The sequence below is a fragment of the Kribbella sp. CA-293567 genome, assembly GCF_027627575.1.
In the GTDB taxonomy this organism is placed as follows: Bacteria; Actinomycetota; Actinomycetes; order Propionibacteriales; family Kribbellaceae; genus Kribbella.
In genome coordinates this window covers 6,402,126-6,428,008 of the sequence record NZ_CP114065.1, presented here as the reverse complement: position 1 = coordinate 6,428,008, position 25,883 = coordinate 6,402,126, and the positions used below count along the sequence as shown (strand labels likewise).

General features: G+C 68.7%; 21 protein-coding genes. 14 read left to right on the top strand and 7 right to left on the bottom strand.

Annotated elements, in window-relative coordinates:
- Positions 1–4 precede the first annotated feature (4 nt).
- Positions 5–1,132 carry a VOC family protein gene (locus OX958_RS29740; RefSeq protein WP_270133318.1) on the bottom strand — a complete coding sequence of 376 codons (1,128 nt, stop codon included), beginning with the start codon at positions 1,130–1,132 and terminating at the stop codon, positions 5–7.
- 9 nt (positions 1,133–1,141) lie between these two features.
- The gene (locus OX958_RS29735; RefSeq protein ID WP_270133316.1) at positions 1,142–1,837 is read right to left on the bottom strand and encodes a ThuA domain-containing protein; all 696 of its coding nucleotides are present in this window, start codon (positions 1,835–1,837) and stop codon (positions 1,142–1,144) included.
- Positions 1,838–2,066: 229 nt separating this feature from the next.
- Between OX958_RS29735 and OX958_RS29730 the strand changes: the two genes are divergently transcribed.
- The 6 genes from OX958_RS29730 to OX958_RS29705 all read left to right on the top strand — a co-directional run bounded on the left by OX958_RS29730 (position 2,067) and on the right by OX958_RS29705 (position 8,987).
- Positions 2,067–3,143: a BMP family lipoprotein gene (locus OX958_RS29730; RefSeq protein WP_270133314.1), complete on the top strand. Its 1,077-nt coding sequence runs from the start codon at positions 2,067–2,069 to the stop codon at positions 3,141–3,143.
- 114 nt (positions 3,144–3,257) lie between these two features.
- Positions 3,258–4,808 carry an ABC transporter ATP-binding protein gene (locus tag OX958_RS29725; RefSeq protein ID WP_270133312.1) on the top strand — a complete coding sequence of 517 codons (1,551 nt, stop codon included), beginning with the start codon at positions 3,258–3,260 and terminating at the stop codon, positions 4,806–4,808.
- Positions 4,809–6,020: an ABC transporter permease gene (locus tag OX958_RS29720; protein ID WP_270133310.1), complete on the top strand. Its 1,212-nt coding sequence runs from the start codon at positions 4,809–4,811 to the stop codon at positions 6,018–6,020. It begins immediately after the preceding gene.
- On the top strand, positions 6,017–7,318 hold the full coding sequence (locus OX958_RS29715; protein ID WP_270133309.1) for an ABC transporter permease: 1,302 nt from the start codon (positions 6,017–6,019) through the stop codon (positions 7,316–7,318). The genes OX958_RS29720 and OX958_RS29715 overlap by 4 nt, the downstream gene beginning before the upstream one ends.
- Before the next feature lie 46 nt (positions 7,319–7,364).
- Complete coding sequence (locus OX958_RS29710; RefSeq protein WP_270139171.1) at positions 7,365–7,709, top strand: cytidine deaminase; 345 nt, start codon at positions 7,365–7,367, stop codon at positions 7,707–7,709.
- The gene (locus OX958_RS29705; RefSeq protein WP_270133308.1) at positions 7,710–8,987 is read left to right on the top strand and encodes a thymidine phosphorylase; all 1,278 of its coding nucleotides are present in this window, start codon (positions 7,710–7,712) and stop codon (positions 8,985–8,987) included.
- Between the two features lie 49 nt (positions 8,988–9,036).
- Here OX958_RS29705 and OX958_RS29700 read toward each other — a convergent pair whose 3' ends face one another.
- Both OX958_RS29700 and OX958_RS29695 read right to left on the bottom strand, forming a co-directional pair.
- Positions 9,037–9,711, bottom strand: a complete 675-nt coding sequence (locus OX958_RS29700) for a hypothetical protein (RefSeq protein ID WP_270133307.1) — start codon at positions 9,709–9,711, stop codon at positions 9,037–9,039.
- Between the two features lie 86 nt (positions 9,712–9,797).
- Entirely contained in the window at positions 9,798–12,122 is a 2,325-nt protein-coding gene (locus OX958_RS29695) for a M9 family metallopeptidase (protein ID WP_270133306.1), read from the bottom strand.
- Positions 12,123–12,253: 131 nt separating this feature from the next.
- On the opposite strand from OX958_RS29695, the gene OX958_RS29690 reads away from it, so the two are divergent.
- The gene (locus OX958_RS29690) at positions 12,254–13,216 is read left to right on the top strand and encodes a LysR family transcriptional regulator (RefSeq protein ID WP_270133305.1); all 963 of its coding nucleotides are present in this window, start codon (positions 12,254–12,256) and stop codon (positions 13,214–13,216) included.
- 367 nt (positions 13,217–13,583) lie between these two features.
- Entirely contained in the window at positions 13,584–14,126 is a 543-nt protein-coding gene (locus OX958_RS29685; protein ID WP_270133303.1) for an ATP-binding protein, read from the top strand.
- Between the two features lie 1,519 nt (positions 14,127–15,645).
- On the opposite strand, the gene OX958_RS29680 is transcribed toward OX958_RS29685, so the two are convergent.
- Positions 15,646–16,434 (bottom strand): phosphotransferase, encoded by a 789-nt coding sequence (locus tag OX958_RS29680; protein WP_270133302.1) that lies wholly within the window; start codon positions 16,432–16,434, stop codon positions 15,646–15,648.
- A 227-nt stretch (positions 16,435–16,661) separates the two neighbouring features.
- On the opposite strand from OX958_RS29680, the gene OX958_RS29675 reads away from it, so the two are divergent.
- The 6 genes from OX958_RS29675 (at position 16,662) to xylB (ending at position 23,809) form a co-directional block, all read left to right on the top strand.
- Positions 16,662–18,029 carry an ABC transporter substrate-binding protein gene (locus OX958_RS29675; protein ID WP_270133301.1) on the top strand — a complete coding sequence of 456 codons (1,368 nt, stop codon included), beginning with the start codon at positions 16,662–16,664 and terminating at the stop codon, positions 18,027–18,029.
- 7 nt (positions 18,030–18,036) lie between these two features.
- A complete protein-coding gene (locus OX958_RS29670) occupies positions 18,037–18,987 on the top strand; it encodes a carbohydrate ABC transporter permease (RefSeq protein WP_270133300.1) in 951 nt (316 codons plus the stop codon).
- Entirely contained in the window at positions 18,984–19,829 is an 846-nt protein-coding gene (locus OX958_RS29665) for a carbohydrate ABC transporter permease (protein ID WP_270133299.1), read from the top strand. The genes OX958_RS29670 and OX958_RS29665 overlap by 4 nt, the downstream gene beginning before the upstream one ends.
- A 23-nt stretch (positions 19,830–19,852) precedes the next feature.
- The gene (locus OX958_RS29660) at positions 19,853–21,325 is read left to right on the top strand and encodes a mannitol dehydrogenase family protein (RefSeq protein ID WP_270133298.1); all 1,473 of its coding nucleotides are present in this window, start codon (positions 19,853–19,855) and stop codon (positions 21,323–21,325) included.
- An 80-nt stretch (positions 21,326–21,405) separates the two neighbouring features.
- Entirely contained in the window at positions 21,406–22,398 is a 993-nt protein-coding gene (locus tag OX958_RS29655; RefSeq protein ID WP_270133297.1) for a sugar-binding transcriptional regulator, read from the top strand.
- A complete protein-coding gene (xylB, locus tag OX958_RS29650; protein ID WP_270133296.1) occupies positions 22,391–23,809 on the top strand; it encodes a xylulokinase in 1,419 nt (472 codons plus the stop codon). The genes OX958_RS29655 and xylB overlap by 8 nt, the downstream gene beginning before the upstream one ends.
- A gap of 12 nt (positions 23,810–23,821) precedes the next feature.
- On the opposite strand, the gene OX958_RS29645 is transcribed toward xylB, so the two are convergent.
- Entirely contained in the window at positions 23,822–25,111 is a 1,290-nt protein-coding gene (locus OX958_RS29645; protein ID WP_270133295.1) for a sensor histidine kinase, read from the bottom strand.
- The gene (locus OX958_RS29640; protein WP_270133294.1) at positions 25,108–25,800 is read right to left on the bottom strand and encodes a response regulator transcription factor; all 693 of its coding nucleotides are present in this window, start codon (positions 25,798–25,800) and stop codon (positions 25,108–25,110) included. The genes OX958_RS29645 and OX958_RS29640 overlap by 4 nt, the downstream gene beginning before the upstream one ends.
- Positions 25,801–25,883: the final 83 nt, after the last annotated feature.

Sequence of the window (25,883 nt, the reverse complement as noted above, 5' to 3'; positions counted from 1 at the left end):
GAATTCAGCCATCCAGGGTGAGGATGCCGACCTCGTTGCCTTCCGGGTCGGCCAGTGTGTGGCCGTCGGCGAGCAACGTCCCACCGGCCTCGACGCCGGTGGCGAGGCGGGCCCGGACCTGGTCCGCCGGCACGAAGAGGTCGAGGTGAACGCGGTCGCGCTGCTGCCGTCGAGGGTCTTCGGGATCCAGTTGCTGGAACATGATCACCGGCGTCAGCCGTCGCGGGTCGTAGATGTCGGTCAGGAAGTCGCGCGGATCGCGCTGGTAGCCCAGCACGGACAGCCAGAACGCCCGGACCGCGGGGATGTCGACTGCGTCGAAGGCGAACTGGACGAACCGCAGCCGGGCCGGATCCGCGATCAGCCCGAGCTCGCGGGCCGCGGTCTGGATCTCGGCGGCCAGGGCGGCGAAGGCGGTTTCGTCGTTCTCCCATTGGTCTTTGCCGGTGTCGATCGTCACACCGTCGGGGCGGAGGTCGATCAGCAACGGCCGGCCCGCGGCATCGGCGAGGGCGGCCACTGTCCCGGCCAGCTCGACGGTCTGCTGCGACGAGGTGGTCGGGTAGAAGGTCATCGCGCTGAACAGCAGGCGCCAGTCGTCGGTGGCCGGCTGCTCCGGCCAGGTGCCGCCCGGGACCAGGTCCATCTCGTTGCCCTCGGCATCTTTGAGGGTGAGTCCGTAGGCGCCGTACGGGTGCTGGCCGAAGCTTGTCCTGAACGCCTCCACCGCCTCCGCGACCCGGACGATGTCGACGTGGATCCGGTTGCGCAGCAGCCGCGGGGGTTCCTGCGGATGGAACGAGATCGCGGGCTCCCGGCGCAGTGGGTCCACCAGCCCGTCACCGGCTGCCTCGTACCCGAGTGCCCCTTGCCAGAACGACCGCACGGCCGGCGTGTCAACGGCATCGAAGCTCAACCGAACCACCTGCGGCGCGGCCGGATCCGCGGTCATCCCGAGCTCGCCGGCGGCCGCCTCGACAGCGGCAGCAAGGTCGGCCTCATCGATTCGCACCCGGACACCGGTGGGGCGGAGGTCCAGTTCGGGCAAGGATTTGCCATCCGTCAGTTCGGCGATGCGGGCGGCCAGCGCCGCGCTTGCGGTCAGGGACGGAGCGTCGTACCAGGCGATCATCGGCCCAGGTTAGGACTGTTCGCGGACGATCCCCGTCCGCAACCACTCGGTACTCCGGCGCAGCAGCTCGGCGTGTTCGGGGGACTCGTACGAGCGTTCGTCGTGGCCGAGGGCGCTGTAAACCACGCGGCCGCCGCCGTGCTCGCGGGCCCAGACCAACGGGTGGGTGACGCCTTCATGTTCGTGCACGTACAGCGGCTCGATCACAAGGTCGTCGACGAAGGCCAGGCCGGAGTAGCGCTCGTCCTCGACCCAGAAGTCGCCCAGGCCCGCCGCGATCGGGTGCTCGACCTCCGTGCGGTGCACCAGCGTGCGGTCCAGCGGCGGGTGGAAGGTTTTGCCGTGTTCCCAGATTGCGCCGACCGTCTGGTGCCAGGTCTGCAGGCCGGGGAAGGCGATGGTCGAGCTGTGGATAGCGAGTACGCCGCCGCCGCGCGCCAGGAAGCCGTCCAACAGCCGGCCGAACTGCTGATCCGCGGGGGACGGGCCGGTCCGGTTCGCGCTGGCGTTGACGACCAGGACGGCGGCATCGTCCAGCCGGGCGGCGAGTTCGTCCGGGCTGCCGACGCTGTGGACGGGACCGAAGTCGCGCAGCTCACCGGCCAGCCGCGCGCTGGTTTGCGGCAAGGGGTGCCACGGGTCGGCGTCCGGGCCGGTGCCGCTGTAGATGATCAGTTCGGTGGGCATGCCGACAGAACCAGCCATAGCTCTGGTGTTATTCCCCGGCAGAGCCGGAACCGGTCGGCGATCACGCTGTGTGACCGTCGGAGGGCGGTCGGCAGATGTTTCGTTGCAATGCCTCTCGTGCCGGTCACTTTCCGGTATCGAGGCTCTTGCGCCGTTCAAAGATGGGCGGAGTCGCACCTATAGTCTGCGGATGCGGCACCTGGGAAGGCGTGCCGGTGACTAACTTGTTCGACAAAGGAGACGTCCGGTGAAGAAGTACGTGCGGGGACTGGCGATCGTGAGCGTAGTGACGCTCGCCGTCGCTGCTTGTGGCAGCAAGCCGGTAGAGGACGCTGCCGGTGGGGGCGCCAACAAGGACTTCAAGGCCTGCATGGTCTCCGACTCGGGTGGGTTCGACGACAAGTCGTTCAACCAGACGTCGTACGAGGGCTTCTCGGCCGCCGTCAAGGCCAAGGGCCTGACCGAGCAGAAGGCCGAGTCGAAGTCGGACAACGACTACCCGACCAACATGACCGCGATGGTCTCCGCCGGCTGCAAGGTGATCATCGCCGTCGGCTTCAAGCTGGAGGACGCCACCGACAAGGCGGCCACCGCCAACCCGGGGATCAAGTTCGCGATCGTCGACTCGGCCCCGGCCAAGCCGATCGAGAACGTCAAGCCGCTGGGCTTCAACACCGCCCAGTCCAGCTTCCAGGCCGGCTACCTGGCCGCCGCGATGTCCAAGAGCGGCAAGGTCGGCACCTTCGGTGGCATCAAGATCCCGCCGGTGACCATCTTCATGGACGGTTTCGCCGAGGGCGTGCGCTACTACAACAAGCAGAAGTCGAAGAACGTGACGGTGCTCGGCTGGGACGACGCCAAGCAGGAGGGCCTGTTCACCGGCAGCTTCGAGGACAAGGCGAAGGGCCAGAACACCGGCCAGAACCTGATCACCCAGGGCGCCGACATCATCTTCCCGGTCGCCGGTCCGGCCGGTCTGGGCGGCCTGCAGGCGGCCAAGGCCAGCGCCGGCAAGGTGAACGCGATCTGGGTCGACACCGACGGCTGCGTCAGCGCCGCGGAGTACTGCTCGGTGCTGATCACCAGCGTCAAGAAGGGCATGGACGTCGCCGTCCAGGACGCGGTCACCTCGGTGGTCGACAACAAGTTCGACAACAAGCAGTTCATCGGCACGCTGGAGAACGGTGGCACCGGGCTGGCCCCGTTTCACGAGTTCGACTCCAAGGTGCCGGCCGAGCTGAAGACCGAGCTGGACCAGCTGAAGGCCGACATCATCGGCGGCAAGATCGTGCTCGAGTCCAAGGCGCAGCCGAAGGCCTCCTGAACCACCGCTGAGTCGCGTAGTACGGTGCGAGCCAGGAAGAACGGCCTCCTCACGGGGGCCGCGCTTCCTGGCTCGCCGTCTGAAGGCTGATGTCCACGAAGGGGGCATGCCCGCATGCATCTAGAGCTCTCGGGGCTGACCAAGAGTTTCGGCTCCCTGGTCGCCAACGACCACATCGACCTGGCGATCGAGCCGGGGGAGATCCACTGCCTGCTCGGTGAGAACGGGGCCGGCAAGTCGACCCTGATGAACATGCTCTACGGGCTGTTGCAGCCCGACTCCGGCGAGATCCTGATCGACGGCGAGAAGGTCGCGATCACCTCGCCGAACGACGCGATCCGGCACGGGATCGGGATGGTGCACCAGCACTTCATGCTGGTGCCGGTCTTCACCGTCGCGGAGAACATCATGCTCGGCCGGGAGAACACCCACCCCGGCGGCGTGCTGGACCGCAAGAAGGCGAACCGGCTGGTCACCGAGCTGTCCGAGCGGTACGGCTTCGAGGTCGACCCCGAGGCGCTGGTCGAGAACATCCCGGTCGGCGTCCAGCAGCGGGTGGAGATCATCAAGGCGCTCACCAACGACGCCCGGGTGCTGATCCTGGACGAGCCGACCGCGGTGCTCACCCCGGCCGAGATCGACGAGCTGATCGCGGTGATGCGCCAGCTCAAGGAGAACGGCACCTCGATCGTCTTCATCACCCACAAACTCAAAGAGGTCAAGGCGATCGCGGACAGGATCACCGTGATCCGCCGCGGCAAGGTGGTCGGCACCGCCGAGCCGTCGGCCACCGAAGAGGAGCTGGCCGAGCTGATGGTCGGCCGGGCCGTCGACCTGGTGGTCGACAAGACCCCCGCCCGGCCCGGCGAGGCAGTACTGCGGATCGAGGGCCTGACCGTGATCGACGAGCGTGGGTTCACCGCCGTCGACGGGGTCGACCTGGAGGTCCGCGCGGGCGAGATCCTGGCCGTGGCCGGGGTCCAGGGCAACGGGCAGACCGAGCTGGCCGAGGCGCTGCTCGGGCTGACCCCGATCGCGGCCGGCCGGATCTCGCTGGCCGGGCAGGACCTGACCGGGGTCTCCACCCGGCAGCGGCTCGACGCCGGTATCGGGTACGTCCCCGAGGACCGCGGCCACGACGGTTTCGTCGGCCCGTTCAGCGTCGCCGAGAACCTGGTGCTCGACCTGTTCCGGCAGGCACCGTTCGGCAACGGGCTGAGGCTGAAGACCGACGAGATCGACCGGAACGCGGCCGCCCGGATCGAGGAGTTCGACATCCGCACCCAGGGCGCCGACCAGGCGGTCTCCTCGCTGTCGGGCGGTAACCAGCAGAAGGTGGTGCTGGCCCGTGAGCTGTCCCGGCCGCTGAAGCTGCTGGTCGCCTCGCAGCCCACCCGCGGAGTCGACGTCGGCTCGATCGAGTTCCTGCACACCCGGATCGTCGAGGAGCGCGACCAGGGCACCGCCGTACTGATCGTCTCCACCGAACTGGACGAGATCGCCGCGCTGTCCGACCGGGTCGCGGTGATGTACCGCGGCAAGGTGGTCGGCATCGTCGCGTCCGACACCCCCCGCGACGAGCTCGGGCTGATGATGGCCGGCGCCTCCCGGACCGAGGCGCACGAAGTCGCGATCGAGAACCCGACCACGTTGGGAACCATCTAGATGAGCAACGAAACCACCACCGTGCCGGCCGAGCCGCCGGCCGCCCCGGCCCCGGCGGGTGCACCGAAGCGGTCCGGCCTGCCCAGCTGGGCGGTCCAGGGCCTGGTGTCGCTGAGCGCGATCGTGCTGGCGTTGCTGGTCGGCGCCGTCCTGATCATCATCGGTGACGACCAAGTGAAGGCCGCGGTCTCGTACTTCGGCGCCGCGCCGGGTGACACCTTCTCGGCCGCGTTCAGCGCGGTCGGCAACGCGTACCAGGCGCTGGCCACCGGCGCGGTCGGCGGCATCACCCCGATCACCGAGTCGCTGACCGCGGCGACGCCGCTGATCTGCGGCGGCCTGGCCGTGTCGCTGGCGTTCCGGACCGGGCTGTTCAACATCGGCGCCCAGGGCCAGCTGATCATCGGCGCAATCCTGGCCGCCTGGGTCGGCTTCGCCTGGCACCTGCCGCCCGGCCTGCACCTGATCGTCGCGGTCCTGGCCGGCCTGCTCGGTGGCGCGCTGTGGGGCGGTATCGCCGGATTGCTGAAGGCCCGCACCGGCGCGCACGAGGTGATCGTCACGATCATGCTGAACTACGTCGCCATCTACCTGCTGCAGTGGTTGCTGACGACAACAACCTTCAAGCGGCCCGGTCGCGAGGACCCGATCAGCCCGATCGTGGACGCGAACGCGCAGTACCCGCAGTTCGGCAGCACCCGGTTGCACATCGGCTTCTTCCTCGCCCTGGCCGCTGCCGTCTTCGTCTGGTGGCTGCTGAACCGCTCGACCGTCGGCTTCGAGCTGCGGGCCGTGGGCGCCAACGCCGACGCGTCCCGGACCGCCGGAATGTCGGTCGGCCGCGCGTACTTCATCGCGATGCTGGTGGCCGGCGCGCTGGCCGGCCTGGCGGGTTCCCAGCAAGTGCTCGGCACCGATCTGCCGCTGACCGACGGCGTCGCCGCGGAGGTCGGGTTCGACTCGATCACCGTCGCGCTGCTCGGCCGCGGTACGCCGCTCGGCACCGTGCTGGCCGGTCTGCTCTTCGGCGCCCTGAACGCGGGTGGCCTGCAGATGCAGTTGCAGACCCAGACACCGCTGACGCTGACCACCGTGCTGCAGGCCGTGATCGTGCTGTTCGTGGCCGCCCCCGCCCTGGTGCGCTCGGTCTTCCGCTTCCTGCCGAAGGACCGCGGTACCGGTGCCGTCCTCGCGAAAGGCTGGAACGGATGAGCGAGTCGACCAAGACCGCGGATACTCCGCCGACTCCGGCCGGTGCATCGGCACCGGTGGCGATCGAGGGCCCGGCCGAGCGGACCCGCCGGCTGCGCGTCGGTGGCCTGATGGTGGTCTTCGCGCTGATCGGGCTGGCCCTGGCGATCGCCACCAACGGTGGCAAGGCGACCTTCCAGCTGGTCTCCGGCGACCTGGAGAACAACCTGGTCGGCGTACCGGCCCAGCCGGTCGCCATTCTGCTGGGCGCGCTCGGACTGGTGGCTGCCGTCGCCTACGTGCTGCGCCGGGTGCCGCAGAAGTACGCGGGCTGGCTGGCCGCGGTGCTGGGTGTCTGCTTCATCGGCGCCTTTCTGTGCTGGGCGGCGGCGGGCAAGGTCTTCCCGCTGGCCAACCAGTTCCAGGGCACGCTGAACTTCGCCACTCCGCTGATCCTCGGCGCGCTGGCCGGCGTCCTGTGTGAGCGAGCGGGAGTCATCAACATCGCGATCGAGGGCCAGTTCCTGGTCGGCGCGTTCACGGCGGCGGTCGTCGCCAGCACCACGGGCAGCGCGGTGGCGGCGCTGATCGCCGCGGCTCTGACGGGCGTGCTGATGGCCTCGCTGCTGGCCGTGTTCTCGATCAAGTACCTGGTGAACCAGGTGGTCCTCGGTGTCGTGCTGGTGGTCTTCGCCTCCGGCATCACCGGCTACCTGTTCGACCAGTTCCTGCAGGCCGACGCCGCGAACCTGAACACGCCCGACGTGCTGGCGGCGGTGAAGATCCCGTTGCTGGCCGACATCCCGTTCTTCGGGCCGATCCTGTTCCAGCAGACCGTCCTGGTCTACCTGACCTACATCGCGGTCGCGGTGGTCACCTTCGTGCTGTTCCAGACCCGTTGGGGCCTGCGGGTCCGCGCGGTCGGCGAGCACCCGAAGGCGGCCGACACGGTCGGCATCAAGGTCAAGCGGGTCCGGTACTCCGCCGTGCTGTGGGCGGGTGTGCTGGCCGGCCTCGGCGGCGCCTTCTTCACCGTCGGGTACGCCGGTTCGTTCAGCAAGGACATGACCGCGGGCAACGGCTTCATCGCGCTGGCCGCCCTGATCATGGGCCGCTGGCACCCGATCGGCGCGATGGTGGCGGCGCTGTTCTTCGGCTTCGCCACCCAGTTGCAGTCCCAGCTGCAGATCATCCAGACCCCGATCCCCGGCGAACTGTTGCTGATGGCCCCTTATCTGGCGACCATCATCGCGGTGGCCGGTCTGGTCGGCCGGGTGCGCGCTCCGAAGGCGGACGGTGAGCCCTACGTCACCGAATGAGCAGGACATCGACTGGCCCGTACTGCGGCAAGCCGCCGTGCGGGCCATGCGCCGGGCCTACGCGCCGTACTCCGGATATCCGGTAGGCGCGGCAGCACTGGTGGACGACGGCCGGATCGTGGCCGGCTGCAACGTGGAGAACGCGTCGTACGGGCTGACGTTGTGTGCGGAGTGCGGGCTGGTGTCCGAGCTGCATGCCAGTGGCGGTGGCCGGCTGGTCGCCTTCACCTGCGTGGATCACGACGAGCAACTGCTGACGCCCTGCGGCCGCTGCCGGCAACTGCTGCACGAGCACGGCGGCCCGAACCTGCTGCTCGAGTCCGCCACCGGCAGCCGTCCGTTGCGCGAGCTGCTGCCCGAGGCGTTCGGGCCCGAGAACCTGGAGGATTGAGTGAGCTTCGACGCGGTAGACGTCATCCGCACCAAGCGGGACAAGGGTGAGCTGAGCGACGGTCAGATCGACTGGGTGATCGACGCCTACACCAAGGGCGCGGTCGCCGACGAGCAGATGTCCTCACTGGCGATGGCGATCCTGCTGAACGGGATGAACCGGCGCGAGATCGCTCGCTGGACCGCGGCGATGATCGCCTCCGGTGAGCGGATGGACTTCGCCGAGCTGTCCCGGCCGACCGCCGACAAGCACTCCACGGGTGGCGTCGGCGACAAGATCACGTTGCCGTTGGCCCCTTTGGTGGCGGCGTGCGGGGTCGCCGTACCGCAGCTGTCGGGGCGCGGCCTCGGCCACACCGGCGGGACGCTGGACAAGCTCGAGTCGATCCCCGGCTGGCGGGCGGCGCTGTCGAACGACGAGCTGATGCGGCAGCTCGAAGAGGTCGGCGCGGTGATCTGTGCGGCCGGTGACGGCCTCGCGCCGGCCGACAAGAAGCTCTACGCGCTGCGGGACGTGACCGGCACGGTGGAGGCGATCCCGTTGATCGCCAGCTCGATCATGAGCAAGAAGATCGCCGAGGGCACCGGCGCGCTGGTGCTGGACGTGAAGGTCGGCACCGGCGCCTTCATGAAGGACCTGGCCGACGCGCGCGAGCTGGCCTCGACGATGGTTGCTCTGGGCACTGATGCCGGGGTGAAGACCGTCGCGCTGCTGACCGACATGTCGACGCCGCTCGGCCTGACCGCCGGAAACGCCTTGGAGGTCAGGGAATCCGTCGAGGTGCTGGCCGGTGGCGGTCCGGCTGACGTGGTCGAACTGACTGTCGCGCTGGCCGTGGAAATGCTGGCCGCGGCCGGCGTCACGGACATCGATCCGGCCGAGAAGCTTCGCGACGGTACGGCCATGGACGCCTGGCGGCGGATGATCTCCGCCCAGGGTGGCGACCCCGATGCCGAGCTTCCGGTCGCTCCCGAACAGCACGTCGTGAAGGCCGCCTCGTCCGGCGTTCTCTCGACCCTCGACGCCCTGGCCGTCGGTGTCGCCGCCTGGCGTCTCGGCGCCGGCCGGGCCCGCAAGGAGGATCCGGTCTCCCCGGTCGCGGGAGTCGAACTGCACGCCAAGCCCGGCGACCAGGTGACGGAGGGCCAGCCGCTGCTCACCCTGCACGCGGACGACGCCTCGCGCTTCGACCGCGCGCTGGAGTCGCTGACCGACGCCATCGCGATCTCCGACTCCTACACGCCGACGCCCTTGGTGATCGACCGCATCACGGCCTGATCGCGGAGTACGGCGAGCCACCCGAGCCTGGGTGGCGTTCGCGCGACCGTCAGCCGGACTTGGTGGTCAGGCGGGCTTGTTGCAGGCGAAGGATCGTGGTGGCCAACCGGATGTCGGGGACCGGGGCGTTCTCCAGCGTGCCGGTCTGCGTAACGGTGACCTCGGCAACCATCGTGCCGACGGTGATGCTCGCCTCGGCGACCGCCTCGATCCGACCGGTGACGCCGACAACCTCGGTACGAGCGTCGGTGAGGGCTTCGGGCAGACCCGGTACGGCGAACGCCTTGGAGTGCTCCGTCTGGCTCCAGAAACCCTTCTGCAGGTCGAGTGCCTTGGGCTTCGAGGCGGTCTTGAAGAGTTGCACGGTCACGCGCTTGCGACGGTCGGGGCTGACCCGGAAGGTCTGGTAACCCTCCTTGCAGCCCGCGTTCAGCAACAGTGCAAGGTCCTTGGCGGGGGCAGCGGACAAGGTGTCGACGAAGGCCTGGCGGGTGAACGGTCCGGTCGCCTGGGTCGGATCACCGGCAACGCCCCTCAGGAACCCTCCCGGTACGGCGGCCAGCCCAGCCAGCCCGCTGGTGGCAGCCGGGGCCGCAGCGGGCAACTCGGCGGGAGCGCTTGCGCTGATCGGGGCCGTGGCGGCACCTGCGTCGCTCCCGCAGCCGGTCAGTGCCGCCAGCCCGGCGAACACCACGGCGGCAACACCCGGCGCGACTCGCCTCACGATTCCTCCGCAGTGTCTGGTGGGCTACCGGGGCAGCCCACCAGACGAAGATGAACGTCAGGCAAAGAGTTTCGCCGGGTCGTTGATCAGTAGCGGGTGCTGATGGTGACGCCGCTGCAGGCGGCCGCGCCGTACAGGCTGATGTAGTTGTAGCCCGCGGGCGGGTTGGTGACGGTGACCGATTCGGTGTTGCCGGCAGCGGTCGACCGCTGGTTGTAGGCGGTGGTGGTGGCCCAGGTGCTCTTGTTGAAGTACAGGTCGCAGTTGCCGGTCCCGCCGGCGGTCGTGATCTTCAGCTGGGCTGTGCCGGCCGGCACCTGGATGAAGAGGTAGTCGTAGTTGCCGGTGGTCGCGCCTCTGTTGCTGCGTTGGCAGTTCTTGGCCAGGACGCGGCGGTCGGACGCGCTGCACTCCGGCAGGCTCGTTCCGCCGTCGCTCCCACAGTTGCCGGCCGCGCAGGCGGACAGCCAGCTGTACCAGTCGGCGTCGTACCGGTTGCCGATCGTGGATCGAAGGTGGCTCGCGGCGGCGTTCCAGTTGCCTGATCGGTAGTGGTTGAGGACGGTGGTCATGTCGCCGCGGTGCGACTGGAGCATGTAGCGCACGGCCAGGTAGCCCCAGCGGTAGACGCGGGTGGTGTCGTGGCTGTAGGTGGTGCCGAAGAGCGTGCTGAGCGCGTAGGTACGGCGAGCTGCTTCGGTGATCGCGGCGGTGTAGGTCTCGTTGCGGTAGGAGTACGACACGTACTCGGCGAAGCCCTCGATCCACCAGATGGTCGGGGTGGAGACGTTCGCGCCGAAGTCGCCGTACATGTTGAAGCGGCCGTCGAGGTAGTGGGTGTACTCGTGGTTGAGGTTCCAGATCGCGAACGCCGGGCGCAGCCACTCGGCCTCGTAGGCGATGAACCGAGCCTGGTTGCCGGTGGCAGACGGATCTCCTTCCAGGTACATGCCACCGTTGTTGGTGTCGATGCCCCACATCGCCCCGGCATAGGTCTGGTAGTCGGTGCTGGAGTTGTAGACCACCACCTCCAGGCTGGTGTTCCGGTCGTTCGCGACCGGACCGGAGTCAGCGACGATGCCGTGGAAATAGGCATCCTGGTTCGCCAGGCTGCTGCAGCTCGACGACAGCTGGCTCGCGGTCATCTCCTGGGCCCGGATGCGCAGGGTGGAGCTGCAGGTGTGGTTGATCGGCAGTACTTCGGCAGCCAGCCTGGCCTGCAAATTGCAGAGGTCGTAGTACGCGCAGTTGGCCTTGTCGTAGTAGTCGGTGATCTCGGCGACGCCGACCCACAGCGGCGCGGTCGGACCTGTCAGGGAGGTCTGCGCCAGGAGGGCCTTGACGAGCGGCCGCACCTTCGGTTGCAGTGCGGAGTACTGCAGGAACCGGCTGAGCTCGCGACCGGCGTTCGAGGTCAGGTAGCTCTGGTCGCCGGACAGCAGATCCTTGTGACTGGAGGCGAAACCGTACAGGGTGTCGATCACACTCGGATCGCGTTGCACCGCCGAGACGAACTCCGGCACCTGGTGACCGCGGAACAACACGGTGTAGACGTTGTTGACCGCGTTCACCATCCACCAGGACGTGTTGTACGAGTTGTCGTAGCTGGTCAGCATTCGCTTGACGACCGAGAGGTAGCGGGCGTTCTGGGCCGAGCTGTCGATCAGGGTGATCGCCTCGGAGAGGGTCTCTCCGTTGGCGTCGCTGACCTCGAAGGCGCGGGCGTTGGCGAAGAAGCTGTCGAGGCCGGACTGGATCGCAGTACGCAACGCTGGGCCGTAGGTGCCGACCGTGGCGGGGTCGTACCACTGCACGTAGTACCCGGCTCGCAGGTACAACGTCAGTTGCGCGGTACTGGTCGAGTTGTTGCCCGGGTAGCCGGCGCCGTTGTCCCGCAGGCCGTTGGCGACGCTGACCATCTGGGCCTCGCGGAAGGCGGCGCGCGCGTCCGACCCGGTGAGGGCGAACAGGGAGTTCACGCAGTCCGTGGTCGATGCCTTGATGTGGTCGACCAGAGCGCGGCCGGTCCGGCTGGTGAAGTCCGCGATGTTGCAGGCCGCCGCTGTGGCTTTGGTGGTCCTGGTGGTTCGCATCGAAGGCCGTGGTTCGGCGAGTGCCTGGTCGGGGAGGTCGTAGTCACGGCGTAGTTCCCGCTTCGAGGCGGGAAGTGGCTTGCGTTCGCTGGCCGGCAACTTGGCGTCGGTCACGTGGGTCGGATCGTCGCTCGCCGGTGAGGGCCCGGTGGGGCCGGATCCGGTGGGGATCGTGGTTCCGGGCCGGTTCACGTCGGTGGACGCTTGGCCTGGGCCGGCGGCGAGGGTGAGTCCGGTCAGGGCGATGACGGCGGCCAGGGAAAGTACCGAGGCCTGGCGCCGGAACAGCCGTAGTCGTTGGAGTCTTGGAGATGTCATCAGTTCGTCCTCCGGGGCGGGGGCACGCGAGCCGCGTGGCTACGGTGGGAGAGTGGCGGGGATCCGCGACGTTTCGGAGCGTTCCACGGTGAGCACTGCCACGGTCATCCCAACAGCGATAGCCTCATGTGATGGATCCGGAAATCCGCCATCTGCGGGCGATTTGCGCGATCGCCGAGGCCGGTAGCGTGACCAGGGCCGCCGCGCTGCTGGGGATCTCGCAACCAGCTCTGACCGGGCTCCTGCAGCGCTTCGAGCGATCGCTCGGCGGGCAGTTGTTCGAGCGCGGCCGGACCGGCGTCAGACCTACCGCCCTCGGTGAACGCGCGCTGCAACGCGCCCGGTTGGTACTGGCCGAGCTCGACTCGTTCGCCGGTGACCTGACGCTGTCGGCCGGGACGTCGCTGCGGTCGTTGCGGATGGGAACGGCACACATGGAGTGCGTCGGCACGATGGTCGAGCGGGTCCAGACGGCGCTGGACCCGATCGAGATCAGCGTCCAGATCGACGCGTCCGCGATCAGCCTCGCGCAGGCGCTGACCCATCACCGGTCGGATTTCGCGGTGATCGGGATGAACGACGACAGCGACGTACCGCTGGCGCCGGACGTTGCCCAGCGCACGGTTCTGCCCCGGCTGCCGTTCTTCATCGCGTTGTCGTCGAGCCACCCGCTGGCCGGCCGGCCGGAGATCGACCTGGCCGACCTCGCCGACGAGGCCTGGATCAGTCCACCCGGCGCCGACGACGGCTCGCTGGCCTCGCTCCGCGCCGCCTGCCGCCGGGCGGGCTACAGTCCCAAGGTCCGCTACGAGGCGCCCAGCGGCGGTGGCAGGCAACTCATCCAGACCGGCCGCGCCGTACAACTGGTCGAGCCCACGTCACTCGGAGCCACTGGCATGGCGATCCGGCGGCTGGCCGGCGATCCTCTCCGCGGCCGGCTCGTCCTCGCCTGGCGCCGGAGCCGGATCACCGACGACCAGGTCGAGACCACCTATCTCGCCATCGCCAGGGCCTACACCGATCATGCGCTCCGCAGCCCGACGTACGCTCCGTGGTGGGCGGCGCATCCGGAGGTGCACCCTCGGACCAGCTGAGGCTGGGTGAGGCCCGGCTGGTGGATTCTGCTGGGTGCTGGGTGCTGGGTGCTGGGTGCGGGCTGCTGCGTGCTGGTGCGGCAAGCCTGTGATGTCGCCCAGGGTTCGTGGCGCTGCGCGCCACCTCACTCCGCCCGGATGCTGACGCGGCCAACCCTGCGATGGGGATCCGCTTGAACCCGACCTGCGGCGCCGGCTCGCCCGCCTCCGCTGACGGGTGTGGCCTCGCCTTTTCGAGCCGGGGGCAGGCGTAGTACGGGACGGCGACGGTGGGGATCGTGGGGAAATCTGCGGGTAGGGAAGAATGCGGCGGGTGAGTGCTCGGGTGGTGTTGCTGGCGGGGCCTTCGGGGGCTGGGAAATCGCGGTTGGCGGAGACTGTGGGGCTGCCGGTGGTGCGGCTCGACGACTTCTATCGCGACGGGGATGACGAGGCGATGCCTCGCTCGCCGTTGGGGATCGTCGACTGGGACGATCCAGGATCCTGGGACGGCGAGCGGGCGGTGGCGGCGCTGGAGCTGCTGTGCGTCACCGGGGTCGCGGAAATGCCGATCTACGACATCTCGGCGGACGGAACCGTCGGGCATCGGCCTGTGCAGACAGGCGGGGCGGCGCTGGTGGTTGCCGAGGGCATCTTCGCCGACCAGATCGTCGGGGAGTTGCGGGAACGCGGGTTGCTGGCCGCCGGCATCTGTGTGCGGCATCACCGGATCGTCACCTTCGTACGCCGGTTCCAGCGCGACCTCCGCGAACATCGCAAGCCGCCCTTCACACTGCTGCGCCGAGGACTGCTGCTGCTGAAGGACGATCCCCGAGTGGTGAAGCGCTGCGTCGACGCCGGTTGCGAACCCCTGCACCCGAAAGCCGCCCGCCGCCGCATCACCACGCTCATCGCGGCCACCAAAGGCTGACCGTAGTCCCGAGCTCGTGGCGCTGCGCGCCACCTCGCTCCGCTGGAACGCTGGCGCGTCCAACCCCTGCGATGCGGATCAGCCAATTGCTCAGCTCAGCGCTGGGCCTAGGACGTGCAACGGTCGCCTGAGAAGTGCTCGTGGCGCTGCGCGCCACCTCGCTTCGCCCTGATGCTGACGTGACCGGATCCTGCGATACGAATCAGCCGACGTGCTTGGGGCCAGCGCTGACCGAAGGGTGCAACGGTCGTCCGCCCAGGGCTCGTGGCGCTGCGCGCCACCTCGCTTCCACCGGGATGCTGACGCGGCCAAGCCCGCGATGCAGATCAAACGGCATGCTCGGACCGGTGCTGCCGCTTCTTCGCCCCCGGTTGGTGGCGAAGCCCTGAGCCACTCCCACATCCGAGGAAAGGACCAACGACCGCCCGCTGAGGTCTCGTGGCGTTGGGCGCCACCTCCCTTCCGCCGAAATGTCAGTGCCGTCAAGCCTGCGATGTAGGCAATTGCGAAGGACGGCCTGTCTGCACGTGAACCGCCGCGGCTCTGCGCCGGGTTGTGTACCTACCGACAGGAAGTAGTAGGCGGTGGCATCACCAGGCACGCTCAGAGCAATGCGGCTGAGAGGAAGAAATGGCACTACTTCCTGTCGCTGTGTACGCAACCGGTTGATGAATGTCAGCGATCAGGCGGCTTGTCCATCTTGAGGTGATGTCAGCATCCAGGTGGAGACGAGGTGACGTGTAGCGCCACGAGCTGTTCAAGAGCCGAGGCGGGCTGCTTGGGTGAGGTCTGCGATACGTGGGCGGTTGTACCTACCGACAGGAAGTAGTAGCGGGCGGCATCACGCGGCACGCTCGATGCATCGCGGTTGGCGCGCGGGAACGGCACTACTTCCTGTCGCTGTGTACGCAACCGGTCGATAGCTGACGGCAACCAAGCGGTTCGTCCGCATCGAGGTGATGAGTGGCGTCAGCATCTAGGCGGAGACGAGGTGGCGCGTAGCGCCACGAGTTGTTGAGGCGGAGGTGGGCTGGTGGGTGGAGTCCGCGATAGGTGGGTCGGCTGTAGCCAGCACACGAGAGGTCTGCCGCAGTCGGCGGTCAGATGGCTGATGCACCTCGAAGGCTTAGCCGCGTCAGCGGCTGCGCGGAAGTGACGTGGGGCGTAGCGCCAGGAGTTGTTCTAGGCAGATGGGTTGGTGAGGTGTGCGGGGGCCGTTGTACCTACCGACAGGAAGTAGTCGCCGGCAGCATCGCGCGGCACGCTCGCAGTATTGCGGCCGGCATGCGGAAACGGTACTACTTCCTGTCGCTAGGTACGCAACCGATCGACAGCTGACGGCAACCAAGCGGCTCCTCCGCATCGAGGCGATGAGCGGCGTCAGCATCAGGGCGGAGCGAGGTGGCGCCCAGCGCCACGAGCTGTTCGAGAGGGAGAAAGGCGCAATCGCCTGCAGTGGAAGGCAGACGGCGCGATGGAGTGGGCGGTGGGCAACAACAGTTGGCGTGCGGGGAGACAGTCACAACCGCAGGGCGTCAGCCAGCATCGCGTGGTGCTTGGTGAACCACGCGTTCGTCCGGTCCGTCAGCAGGGATTCGCCTGCTACCCAGCGTTGGTGGAACCACGGGTGTCCGGATTCGGCGCCGCGGCGGACGTAGTCCATGCACCAGATGTGGTTGGCGGCAGCGGCGTCCACCAGGCGGTTGCGGTCGGGGTCCGAGAGGTCGTAGGCGTCGGCGAAGCGGCGGAGGCGGGCGAGGGACTGGCCTTGGCGCGGGTCGTGGATGTCGGCGTCGGGGCGCAGTGGTGCCCACAGGCGGACCGCGGCGGCGACGTCCCACAGGGCCGATCCGGGGCCGGCCAGGTCGAAGTCGATCAGGGCGACCGCCAACCCGTCGCGGAAGACGATGTTGTCGAGGTTCGGGTCGTTGTGCCCCACCAGGCCTTCGTCGTACGCCGCCGGCACCGGTTCGGCCCACGGGTGGCCGGCCGGCGCGAACGAGGCGACCGCCTCGTGGTACCGACGCAGCAAGTGAGCGACGCTCTCCAGTGCCGCGTCGCTCATCGACCAGGTGGGGTACGGCGCCTGCACGGTCTCGCCGGGCACGTAGGTGAGCACTTCGCGTCCCTGCGCATCCACCCCCAGGAAGCGGGGTACGGCTTCGAAGCCGATCTTCTCCAGGTGTTCCAGCAGGGCATGGACGGCAGGGCTGCTCGGCCGGAGCGGGCGGCGTACGGTCTGGCCGACCCGCACCACCAGCCCCCGGTTGGCGGTGCCGCCGAGCAGGCGGGTCTCGACCTCAGGCATCACCGCACAGTGTGGCGGCTGGACCGTCCGGAGGCCAGGGCGGTCGCCGGCGAACTCAGGGCCAACATGCTTCAGCTGCGGTGAACCCCGACGGCATGCTCAGATGAGCAACGATCCGCTCGACTGTTACCCGAACTCTTGACAGGCCGGGCCGTATTCGGTTCACTCAACGATGAGCAGTCCGCTGCTCATATGAGCACACCCGCCCGATCGCGAAGGAGCAGCCCGTGCTGGAACAGCGCAAACGCATCGGAGGTGTGGCGATCGCACTCCTGCTGGTGACCGGAGTGAGCAGCTGCGCCGGATGGGGTGGGGGTGCGGGAGGTGGTGGCGCCGACAGCATCAACGTGCTGATGGTGAACAACCCGCAGATGGTCGACCTGCAGAAGCTGACCGCGGAGAACTTCACCAAAGAGACCGGGATCAAGGTCAACTACACCGTCCTGCCGGAGAACGACGTCCGGGACAAGATCAGCCAGGAGTTCTCCAGCCAGGCCGGCCAGTACGACGTCGCCTCGCTGAGCAACTTCGAGATCCCGATCTACGCCAAGAGCAAGTGGATCGCGCCGCTGTCTGACTACATCGCCAAGGACCAGACCTTCAATCAGGACGACATCCTGAAGTCGATGACCGAGTCGCTGTCCGGCGAGGACGGCAAGGTGTACGGCGAACCGTTCTACGGCGAGTCGTCGTTCCTGATGTACCGCAAGGACATCCTGCAGGCCAAGGGCGTCGAGATGCCGGCCAAGCCGACCTGGCAGCAGGTCGCCGACATCGCGGCCAAGGTGGACAACGCCCAGCCCGGGATGCGCGGCATCTGCCTGCGCGGCCAGCCGGGCTGGGGCCAGCTGTTCGCCCCGCTGACCACGGTGGTGAACACCTTCGGCGGCACCTGGTTCACCGAGGACTGGCAGGCCAAGGTCGACTCCCCGGAGTTCACCGAGGCGACCAAGTTCTACGTCGACCTGGTTCGCAACCACGGTGAGCTCGGCGCGCCGCAGGCCGGCTTCACCGAGTGCCTGAACAACGTTGTCCAGAGCAACGTAGCGATGTGGTACGACGCCACTTCGGCCGCCGGTTCACTGGAAGCGCCGAACTCACCCGTCAAGGGCAAGATGGGCTACGCCCCCGCGCCGGTCGTCAAGACCGACAGCTCCGGCTGGCTGTACGCCTGGTCGTGGAGCATCCAGGAGGCGAGCAAGAAGAAGGACAACGCCTGGAAGTTCATCTCCTGGGCCTCCAGCAAGCAGTACGAGGAGCTGGTCGGCAAGGAGCTCGGCTGGTCCCGCGTCCCGGCCGGCAAGCGGGCCTCGACGTACGAGAACCCCGAGTACCGCAAGGAGGCTTCGGCGTTCGCGGATCCGACCAGGCAGGCGATCGAGGCCGCCGACCCGCGCAACCCCGGCGTCCAGCCGCGACCGGCGATCGGGATCCAGTTCGTCGACATCCCCGAGTTCCCCGATCTCGGCACCCAGGTCAGCCAGGACGTCAGTTCGGCGATCGCCGGCCGGATGAGCGTCGAGGAGGCCCTGAAACGCGGGCAGGAACTCGCCGACGACGTGGCCGAGCGCTATCGCGCCAGAGAAGCGAAGTGAGGCTGACATGAGTGTCGACACCGAGGTGCGTCCCGGCCGTCATGCGGCCACTCCGCCCAACCAGCCGGGCACGATGCTGCGCCGTACCGGCGACTGGGCCCGGCGGGCGCCGCTGCTGCCCGCGCTGATCTTCATGATCGTGGTCACCCAGTTGCCGTTCGTGGTCACGATCATCACCTCCTTCATGGACTGGAACGCCTACTACCCCGACGAGCGCGGGTTCGCCGGGTTCGACAACTTCCGCCGGGTGCTGACCGACGCGAACACCCGGCAGGCGATCTGGGTGACCGTCCTGCTGACCGCGGGCGTGGTCCTGATCAGCCTGGTCCTCGGCCTGTGCATCGCGCTGCTGCTCGACCGGAAGTTCCGCGGTCGCGGCCTGGTCCGGACGATGATGATCACGCCGTTCCTGGTGGTGCCGGTCGCGGCCGCGCTGCTGTGGAAGCACGCGCTCTACAACCCGGAGTACGGGCTCTTCAACGGGGTGCTGACCTGGATCTTCGGCGAGAACGCGCCGCAGCCCGACTGGATCAGCAACCAGCCGCTGTGGTCGGTGATCTTCGCGCTGGTCTGGCAGTGGACGCCGTTCATGATGCTGATCATCCTGGCCGGCCTGCAGAGCCGCCCGCTCGACGTGATCGAGGCCGCCGGTATCGACGGCGCGAGCCAGTGGGACATCTTCCGCTACATGACGCTGCCGCACCTGCGCCAGTACCTCGAACTGAGCGCGCTGCTCGGCTCGATCTACGTCGTCCAGAACTTCGACGCCGTCTTCACCATCACCTCCGGCGGACTCGGTACGGCGAACCTGCCGTACTCGATCTACCAGACCTTCTACACCGCCCACGACTACGGCCGGGCCTCGGCCGCCGGGGTGATCGTCGTGATCGGCACCATCGCGATCGCGACCTTCGCGCTCCGTTCGGTGTCCACCCTGTTCAAGGAGGAGGGCCGATGAGCGGCCAAGTGACGACTGTGACCGGCCGGAAGAACCGTGGCGGCGGGATGGCGCTCAGCGCGCTGGCCTGGATCGTCGGCGTGATGTTCGTGCTGCCGGTGCTGTGGATGGCGCTCACCTCGTTCCACGCTGAGGAGGACGCGGCGAAGAACCCGCCCGCCCTGACCGCGCCGCTGACCCTGGACGGCTTCCGGTCGTTCTTCGACACCGGCCCCTGGCCGTCGATCGCGAACTCCCTCACCGCGAGCATCCTGTCCACGATCCTGGTGATCCTGCTGGCGTTCCCGGCGGCGTACGCGCTGTCGATCAAGCCGGTGAAGAAGTGGACCGACGTGATGTTCTTCTTCCTCTCCACCAAGATGCTGCCGGTGGTCGCGGGCCTGCTGCCGATCTACCTGTTCGCCCAGTTCGCCGGGCTGCTGGACAACATCTGGCTGCTGATCGTGCTCTACACCTCGATGAACCTGCCGATCGCGGTCTGGATGCTGCGCAGCTTCCTGGCCGAGGTGCCGGTGGAGATCCTCGAAGCGGCGTCGGTCGACGGGGCCGGCCTGTTCCGGACCCTGCGGTCGGTGGTGGCGCCGGTCGTGATGCCGGGGATCGCGAGCGCCTCGCTGATCTGCTTCATCTTCAGCTGGAACGAACTGCTCTTCGCCCGGGTGCTGACCGGTACCGTGGCGCAGACCGCGCCGGTGTTCCTGACCGGGTTCGTCACCAGCCAGGGCCTGTTCCTCGCGAAGGTGTGCGCCGCGTCCCTGGTGGTGTCGCTGCCCGTGCTGATCGCCGGTTTCGCGGCCCAGGACAAGCTCGTCCAGGGTCTGTCGCTCGGGGCGGTCAAGTGACGACGTCCCCTCCAGGAGGCAAGGTGCAGCAGCTCGATCAGGCCGGTCTCGGATCGCTCGGCGAGCAGGTCGGCGTACCGGCGTACGACCGTACGGCGGTCCGCCCGGGCATCGTGCACTTCGGTGTCGGCGGCTTCCACCGCGCGCACCAGGCGATGTACCTCGACCAGCTGATGAACGACGGCAAGGCGCTCGACTGGGGCATCGTCGGCGTCGGCGTCCTGCCGCACGACCGGCGGATGGCCGAGGTGCTGGCCGCGCAGGACCACCTGTACACGTTGGTGGTCAAGCATCCCGACGGGACGCTGGAGCCACGGGTGATCGGCTCGATCGTCGGCTACCTGTTCGCGCCGGACGACCCGGAGGCGGTACTGGCCCGGCTGACCGATCCGGAGACCAGGATCGTCTCGCTGACCATCACCGAGGGTGGGTACCACGTCAACCAGGTGACCGGCGAGCTGGACGCGTCCGATCCCGGCCTGGCCGCGGACCTGGAGCCGGGCGCGCTGCCGGGGAGCGCGTTCGGTTTCATCGTCGAGGCGCTGGCCCGGCGGCGGGCCGCCGGGGTCGCGCCGTTCACGGTGATGTCGTGCGACAACATCCCGGGCAACGGGCACGTCGCGCGCAAGATGTTCGCGGCCTTCGCCCGGTTGAAGGATCCGGAGATCGCGGACTTCCTGGAGAGCGAGGTGCGCTTCCCCAACTGCATGGTCGACCGGATCACGCCGGTCACCGCGGACGCCGATCGCGAGGCGCTGGCGGAGCGGTTCGGCGTACAGGACGGCTGGCCGGTGGTCTGCGAGCCGTTCACCCAGTGGGTGCTGGAGGACGACTTCGGCGGTGACCGGCCGCCGTTCGAGGACGCCGGGGTGCAGCTGGTCGAGGACGTCGAGCCGTACGAGCTGATGAAACTGCGGCTGCTCAACGCGAGCCACCAAGCCCTTTGTTACCTGGGATATCTGTCCGGCTACCGGTACGCGCACGAGGTCTGTCAGGACAAGCTGTTCGTCGACTTCCTCCTCGGCTACATGGACACCGAAGGTACGCCGACGCTGCCGCCGGTGCCGGGCGTCGACCTCGACGAGTACAAGCATCAGCTGATCGAGCGGTTCGCGAACCCCGAGGTCCGCGACACCCTGGCCCGCCTCTGCGCGGAGAGCTCCGACCGGATCCCGAAGTGGCTGGTTCCGGTGGTCCGCGAACAGCTCGCGGCCGATCGCGGGATCGAGCACGCCGCACTCGTCATCGCCGCCTGGGCCCGGTACGCCGAGGGCGTGGACGAGCAGGGTGAGCCGATCGAGGTGGTGGACCGCTTGCGCGACCGGCTGGTCGAGCGGGCCCAGCACAATCGCGACCGGCCGTTGCTCTTCGTGTCCGACCGGGATCTGTTCGGTGACCTGGTCGACGACGAGCGGTTCGTGCGGGCCTACACCTCGGCGCTGACCTCGTTGCACGAGCGTGGAGCCCGGGCGACGCTGGAGGCGCGCACCGGCTGACCATCCTTTGGCGGCCGCTCGCGGCAGGAGGCCCGAACCGTTACGGTGCGGGGGAATCACGGAGAAGGATTGGTGGCGGGGTGAGCGTGAACAGCCGGGAACAGCTGCTCGGAGAGGGCGACCAGGACGACGAACTGCTGGCCGAGGTCGCCCGTCGCTACTACCTCGACAACACCTCCAAGGTCGAGATCGCCAAGCAGTTGGAGCTGAGCCGGTTCAAGGTCGCCCGGCTGCTCGAGGACGCCCGCAGCCGCGGCATCGTGCAGATCCAGATCAAGAACCCGAGCCCGATCGACCGGGGGCTGTCCGAGCAGCTCGCGACCGCGCTCGGGGTACCGCGCTGCGTCGTCACCCACACCTCCGGATCGCCCGAGCAGGTCCGTGACCAGGTGGCCGAGGCGGCGGCCCGGACGGTCGCTCCGCTGGTCCGCGACGGTGATCTGCTCGGCTTGACCTGGAGCCGCGCGGTCGACGCGATGGTCGACCATCTCGACGCGCTGCCGGCCTGCACGGTGATCCAGATGGCCGGTTCGCTGCACTCGCCCGCGGGCGGCGGCAGCACGATGGATCTCGCCCGCCGCGCCGCGGCCCTGGCCGGCGGTACGGCGCACGCAGTCCACGCGCCGCTCGTGGTGGACGACATCGCGGCGGTCACCGCGCTGCGCCGGCAGCCCGGCATCGCCGACACCCTGGCGCTCGCCGACGGGCTGGACATCTCGGTGGTGGCGATCGGCGCCTGGCGCGCGGGCTGCTCGACGGTCTGGGACGCGGTGTCGGAGGAGCTCCGGGACGAGGGCCTGGCCGGGGGAGCAATCGCCGAGGTCAGCGGACATCTGCTGGACCTGGACGGCAGACTGGTCGAGTCACCGTTGGAGCAGATGATCATCGCGGTGTCGGTCGACCAGTTGCGCCGTCCGGCGGAGCGGGTCGCACTGGCCGCGGGGACCCAGCGCGCCCCGGCGGTGATCGCCGCGGTCCGGGCCGGTCTGGTCAGCACCCTGGTGACGACGACCGACCTCGCCCGCGAAGTACTGCGGCACCAAGCTGTTTCAGAGAGGGAGCCAGATGACTGACCCGAGACTGGTCGCCGGTGTGGACTGTTCCACCCAGGCGACCAAGGTGGTCGTGTGCGACGCGAACACCGGGGAGGTACTGCGGGAAGGCCGCGCGCCGCATCCCGACGCCACCCAGGTGGACCCGGCCGAGTGGTGGAAGGCCTGGTCGATCGCGTCCGACGGTCTGCTCGACGGAGTCTCGGCGTTGTCGGTCGCCGGTCAGCAGCACGGCATGGTCCTGCTCGACGGCGCCGGCGCGGTCGTCCACCCGGCCGTGTTGTGGAACGACACCAGCTCGGCCGACGCGACCACCTCGCTGGTGTCCGAGCTGGGTGGCCCGGAGGCCTGGGCCGCGGCGATCGGTTCCGTGCCGGTGCCGAGTTTCACCGTCACCAAGCTGCGCTGGGTCCGCGGCGCTGCTCCCGACGCGGCTGAGCGGGCCGAAGCCGTCGCACTGCCGCACGACTGGCTGACGCACCGGCTTGCGGCCGACCGGTCCGGCATCTCCGACCTGACGACGGATCGGGGCGACGCCTCCGGTACCGGCTGGTGGTCGCCGACAACCAACGACTACCGCCCCGACCTTGTCGAGCTGGCCTTCGGTCGCTCGCTCCAGCTGCCTCGGGTGGCCGGACCGGCCGAGGTGGTCGGACAGACCGCTGCCGGCATTTCCCTTGCCGCAGGCACCGGCGACAACATGGCCGCCGCCCTCGGTCTGGACCTGCAGCCCGGCGATGTCGCCGTCTCCCTCGGAACCAGCGGTACTGCGTTCGCTCGATCCACCATGCCGACCACTGACCCGAGCGGTTTCGTCGCCGGCTTCGCGGACGCGACCGGCGACTACCTGCCCCTGGTCTGCACGCTGAACGCCGCACGGGTGCTGTCGGCAACTGCTCAGCTGCTCGGCATGGACCTCGCCGAACTGGACGAAGCCGCGCTGACCTCGCCCGGCAGCAACGGCCTCGTCATGCTCCCGTACCTCGACGGCGAACGCACCCCCGACCTACCGCACTCCACCGGCCTCATCTACGGCCTCACCCGCACCACAGCCCAGCCCGCCACGATGGCCCGCGCCGCCGTCGAAGGCATGCTCTGCGGCCTCGCCGACGCCGTCGACGCCCTCCGAGCCCAGGGCGTCCCGGTCAACCGGATCCTCCTGCTCGGCGGCGCAGCCCGCTCCCGCGCAGTACAGGCCCTCGCCCCGGCCCTCCTGGGCGCCCCCGTCGTCCTCCCCGAGCCAGCCGAGTACGTCGCCCTCGGCGCAGCTCGCCAAGCCGCCTGGGCAGCCACCGGCTCCATCCCGACCTGGGACGTAGCCATGAGCAAGCCCGAGTCCCAGGTGCTCACCGACGAGGCAGCCGGCGAAGTCCGGGAACGCTACGCCGCAGTACTCAACGGCACCCGCCCACTCCTCGGCAGCACGCGCTAGCAGCTACAACCTTCAGCTGGGCCGGGGGCCGAGGGGGTCTTCGGTGGGGGGTGTGGGGGAGCTGCGGGTGGTGTTGGTGAGGGAGCGTTCGGGGAGCCAGAGGACGAAGGTGGAGCCGATGCCTACCTCGGAGTGCAGGGACACCGAGCCGCCGTGGGACTCGACGATCTGGCGGACGATGGCGAGGCCCAGGCCAGCTCGGCGTTGACTGGTCGACGGGCCGCTGGAGGGGTCGGTGAGGGGGACCGTCGCCGGTGGCTGGCGCTGGCCGGAGCGGAAGAAGCGGTCGAAGACGCGGTCGGTGTCCTCGACCGCGATGCCCGGCCCTTCGTCGCGTACGGCGATCCAGGCCCAACCGTTGCGGCTCCCGACCGCCAGCACGAGTTCGCTGCCACCGCGGGCGAGCCGGACCGCGTTGGACAGCAGGTTGTCGACCGCCCGGCGCAGCGCCTGGCCGTCCCCGGCCGCGATCGGCCCGGGCGCGAGTCGCCGTACCAGTCGGAGCTCTCGATCGGCCGCAAGTAGCGCGTACTCCTCAGCCGCCTCACCCGCGATCGCGGCGAGGTCGACATCGGCATCCACGAACGCCGGGGACGACCGGCGAGCGGACGCCAGCAGGTCCTCGACCAGCCGGGTCATCCGCTGGATCGCGCGAGAGACGATCGCGGTCGCCTGGGCCCGATCCTCCGAGGGCGTGTCGTCATGAGCCAGTACGGCGTCGACGTTGGCCTGGATCACCGCCAGCGGATTGCGCAGCTCGTGGGACGCGTCGTCGACGAGCTGCCGCTGCGCGACGAAGGCCGCCTCCAGCCGCTCGAGCATGTCGTCCACGGTGTCGGCGAGATTGCGCAGCTCGTCCTTCGGCCCGTCCATCGCGATCCGGCGGGACAGGTCGGTCGCGGAGATGTCCTGCGCCGTCGCGGTGATCCGGCTGACCGGTTTCAGGGCGCGACCCGACAGCCACCAGCCGGTGCCGAGACTGAAGAGCAGCAGCACGCCCATCCCGGCCGTCGAGTAGGTCTTCAGCGTCTGCAGGGTCTGGTAGTTCACCGCCGACTGGATGCTGGACAGGTCCGCGGCCTGGATCGTGAACCCTTCCTTGACGTGCGGCTGGCCGTGCTTGTCGAGGTAGTACTTCTTCACCGTGATCGGGTCGATCGGCTTCGGATCGAGGTACGCCGACAGCGAGAAGTACAGCCCGCCCAGCACCAGCGCCGACAGCCCGATCAGGACCGCGGAGTAGGTCAGCGTCAGCCGGAAGCGGATCGTCTGGGTCCAGGCCGGCAGGTTGGGTTTCCTCATGCGTCACCCCTGAGCCGGTAGCCGCGCCCGATCACCGTTTCCAGCAAGGCTTCCTCGCCCGCCAGCGTGAGCTTGCGGCGCAGGGTGCCGACCGTCACGCGCACGCTCTGGGTGAACGGATCCGCGTTCTCGTCCCAGACGTGCTCCAGCAGTTCCTCGGCCGAGACGACATGACCGGGCCGCGACATCAGGTACCGCAGTACGCCGAACTCCTTCAGCGTCAGCGGCAACTCCCGGCCGGCTCTGGTCGCCAGGTGCCGCGCGCTGTCGAGCACGAGGTCGCCGACGTGCAGCTGCGTGGTCCCGTTCGTCACGTCGCGGCGCAGCAACGCGCGGATCCGGGCCAGCAGCTCGACCAGCGCGAACGGCTTGGTCAGATAGTCGTCCGCGCCCTCGTCGAGCCCGCGGACCCGGTCGGCGAGCGAGGCGCGCGCGGTCAGCATCAGCACCCGCAGCTCGCGCCCGGACGCCACCTCGATCTCGCCGCGCCGGACCGCGCGGCACAGGTCGAGACCGCTGGTGTCCGGCAGCGTGATGTCGAGGATCGCCAGGTCGTACGGCGTACTGGCGAGCTTCTCGACCGCCTCGGCCCCGGTCAGCGCCGCGTCCACGGCATAGCCGGCCCGGCCGAGTCCCGAGCGCAGCGCGCTGACCAGACCTTCCTCGTCCTCCACCACCAGTAATCGCACGAGTCCAAGGTAGCCGCGCGAAGGCGTGCACCGGGTCTGCCCTTTCGCCGGACTTTCGTTCTGCTTTCCGGTCGTTTTCGGGG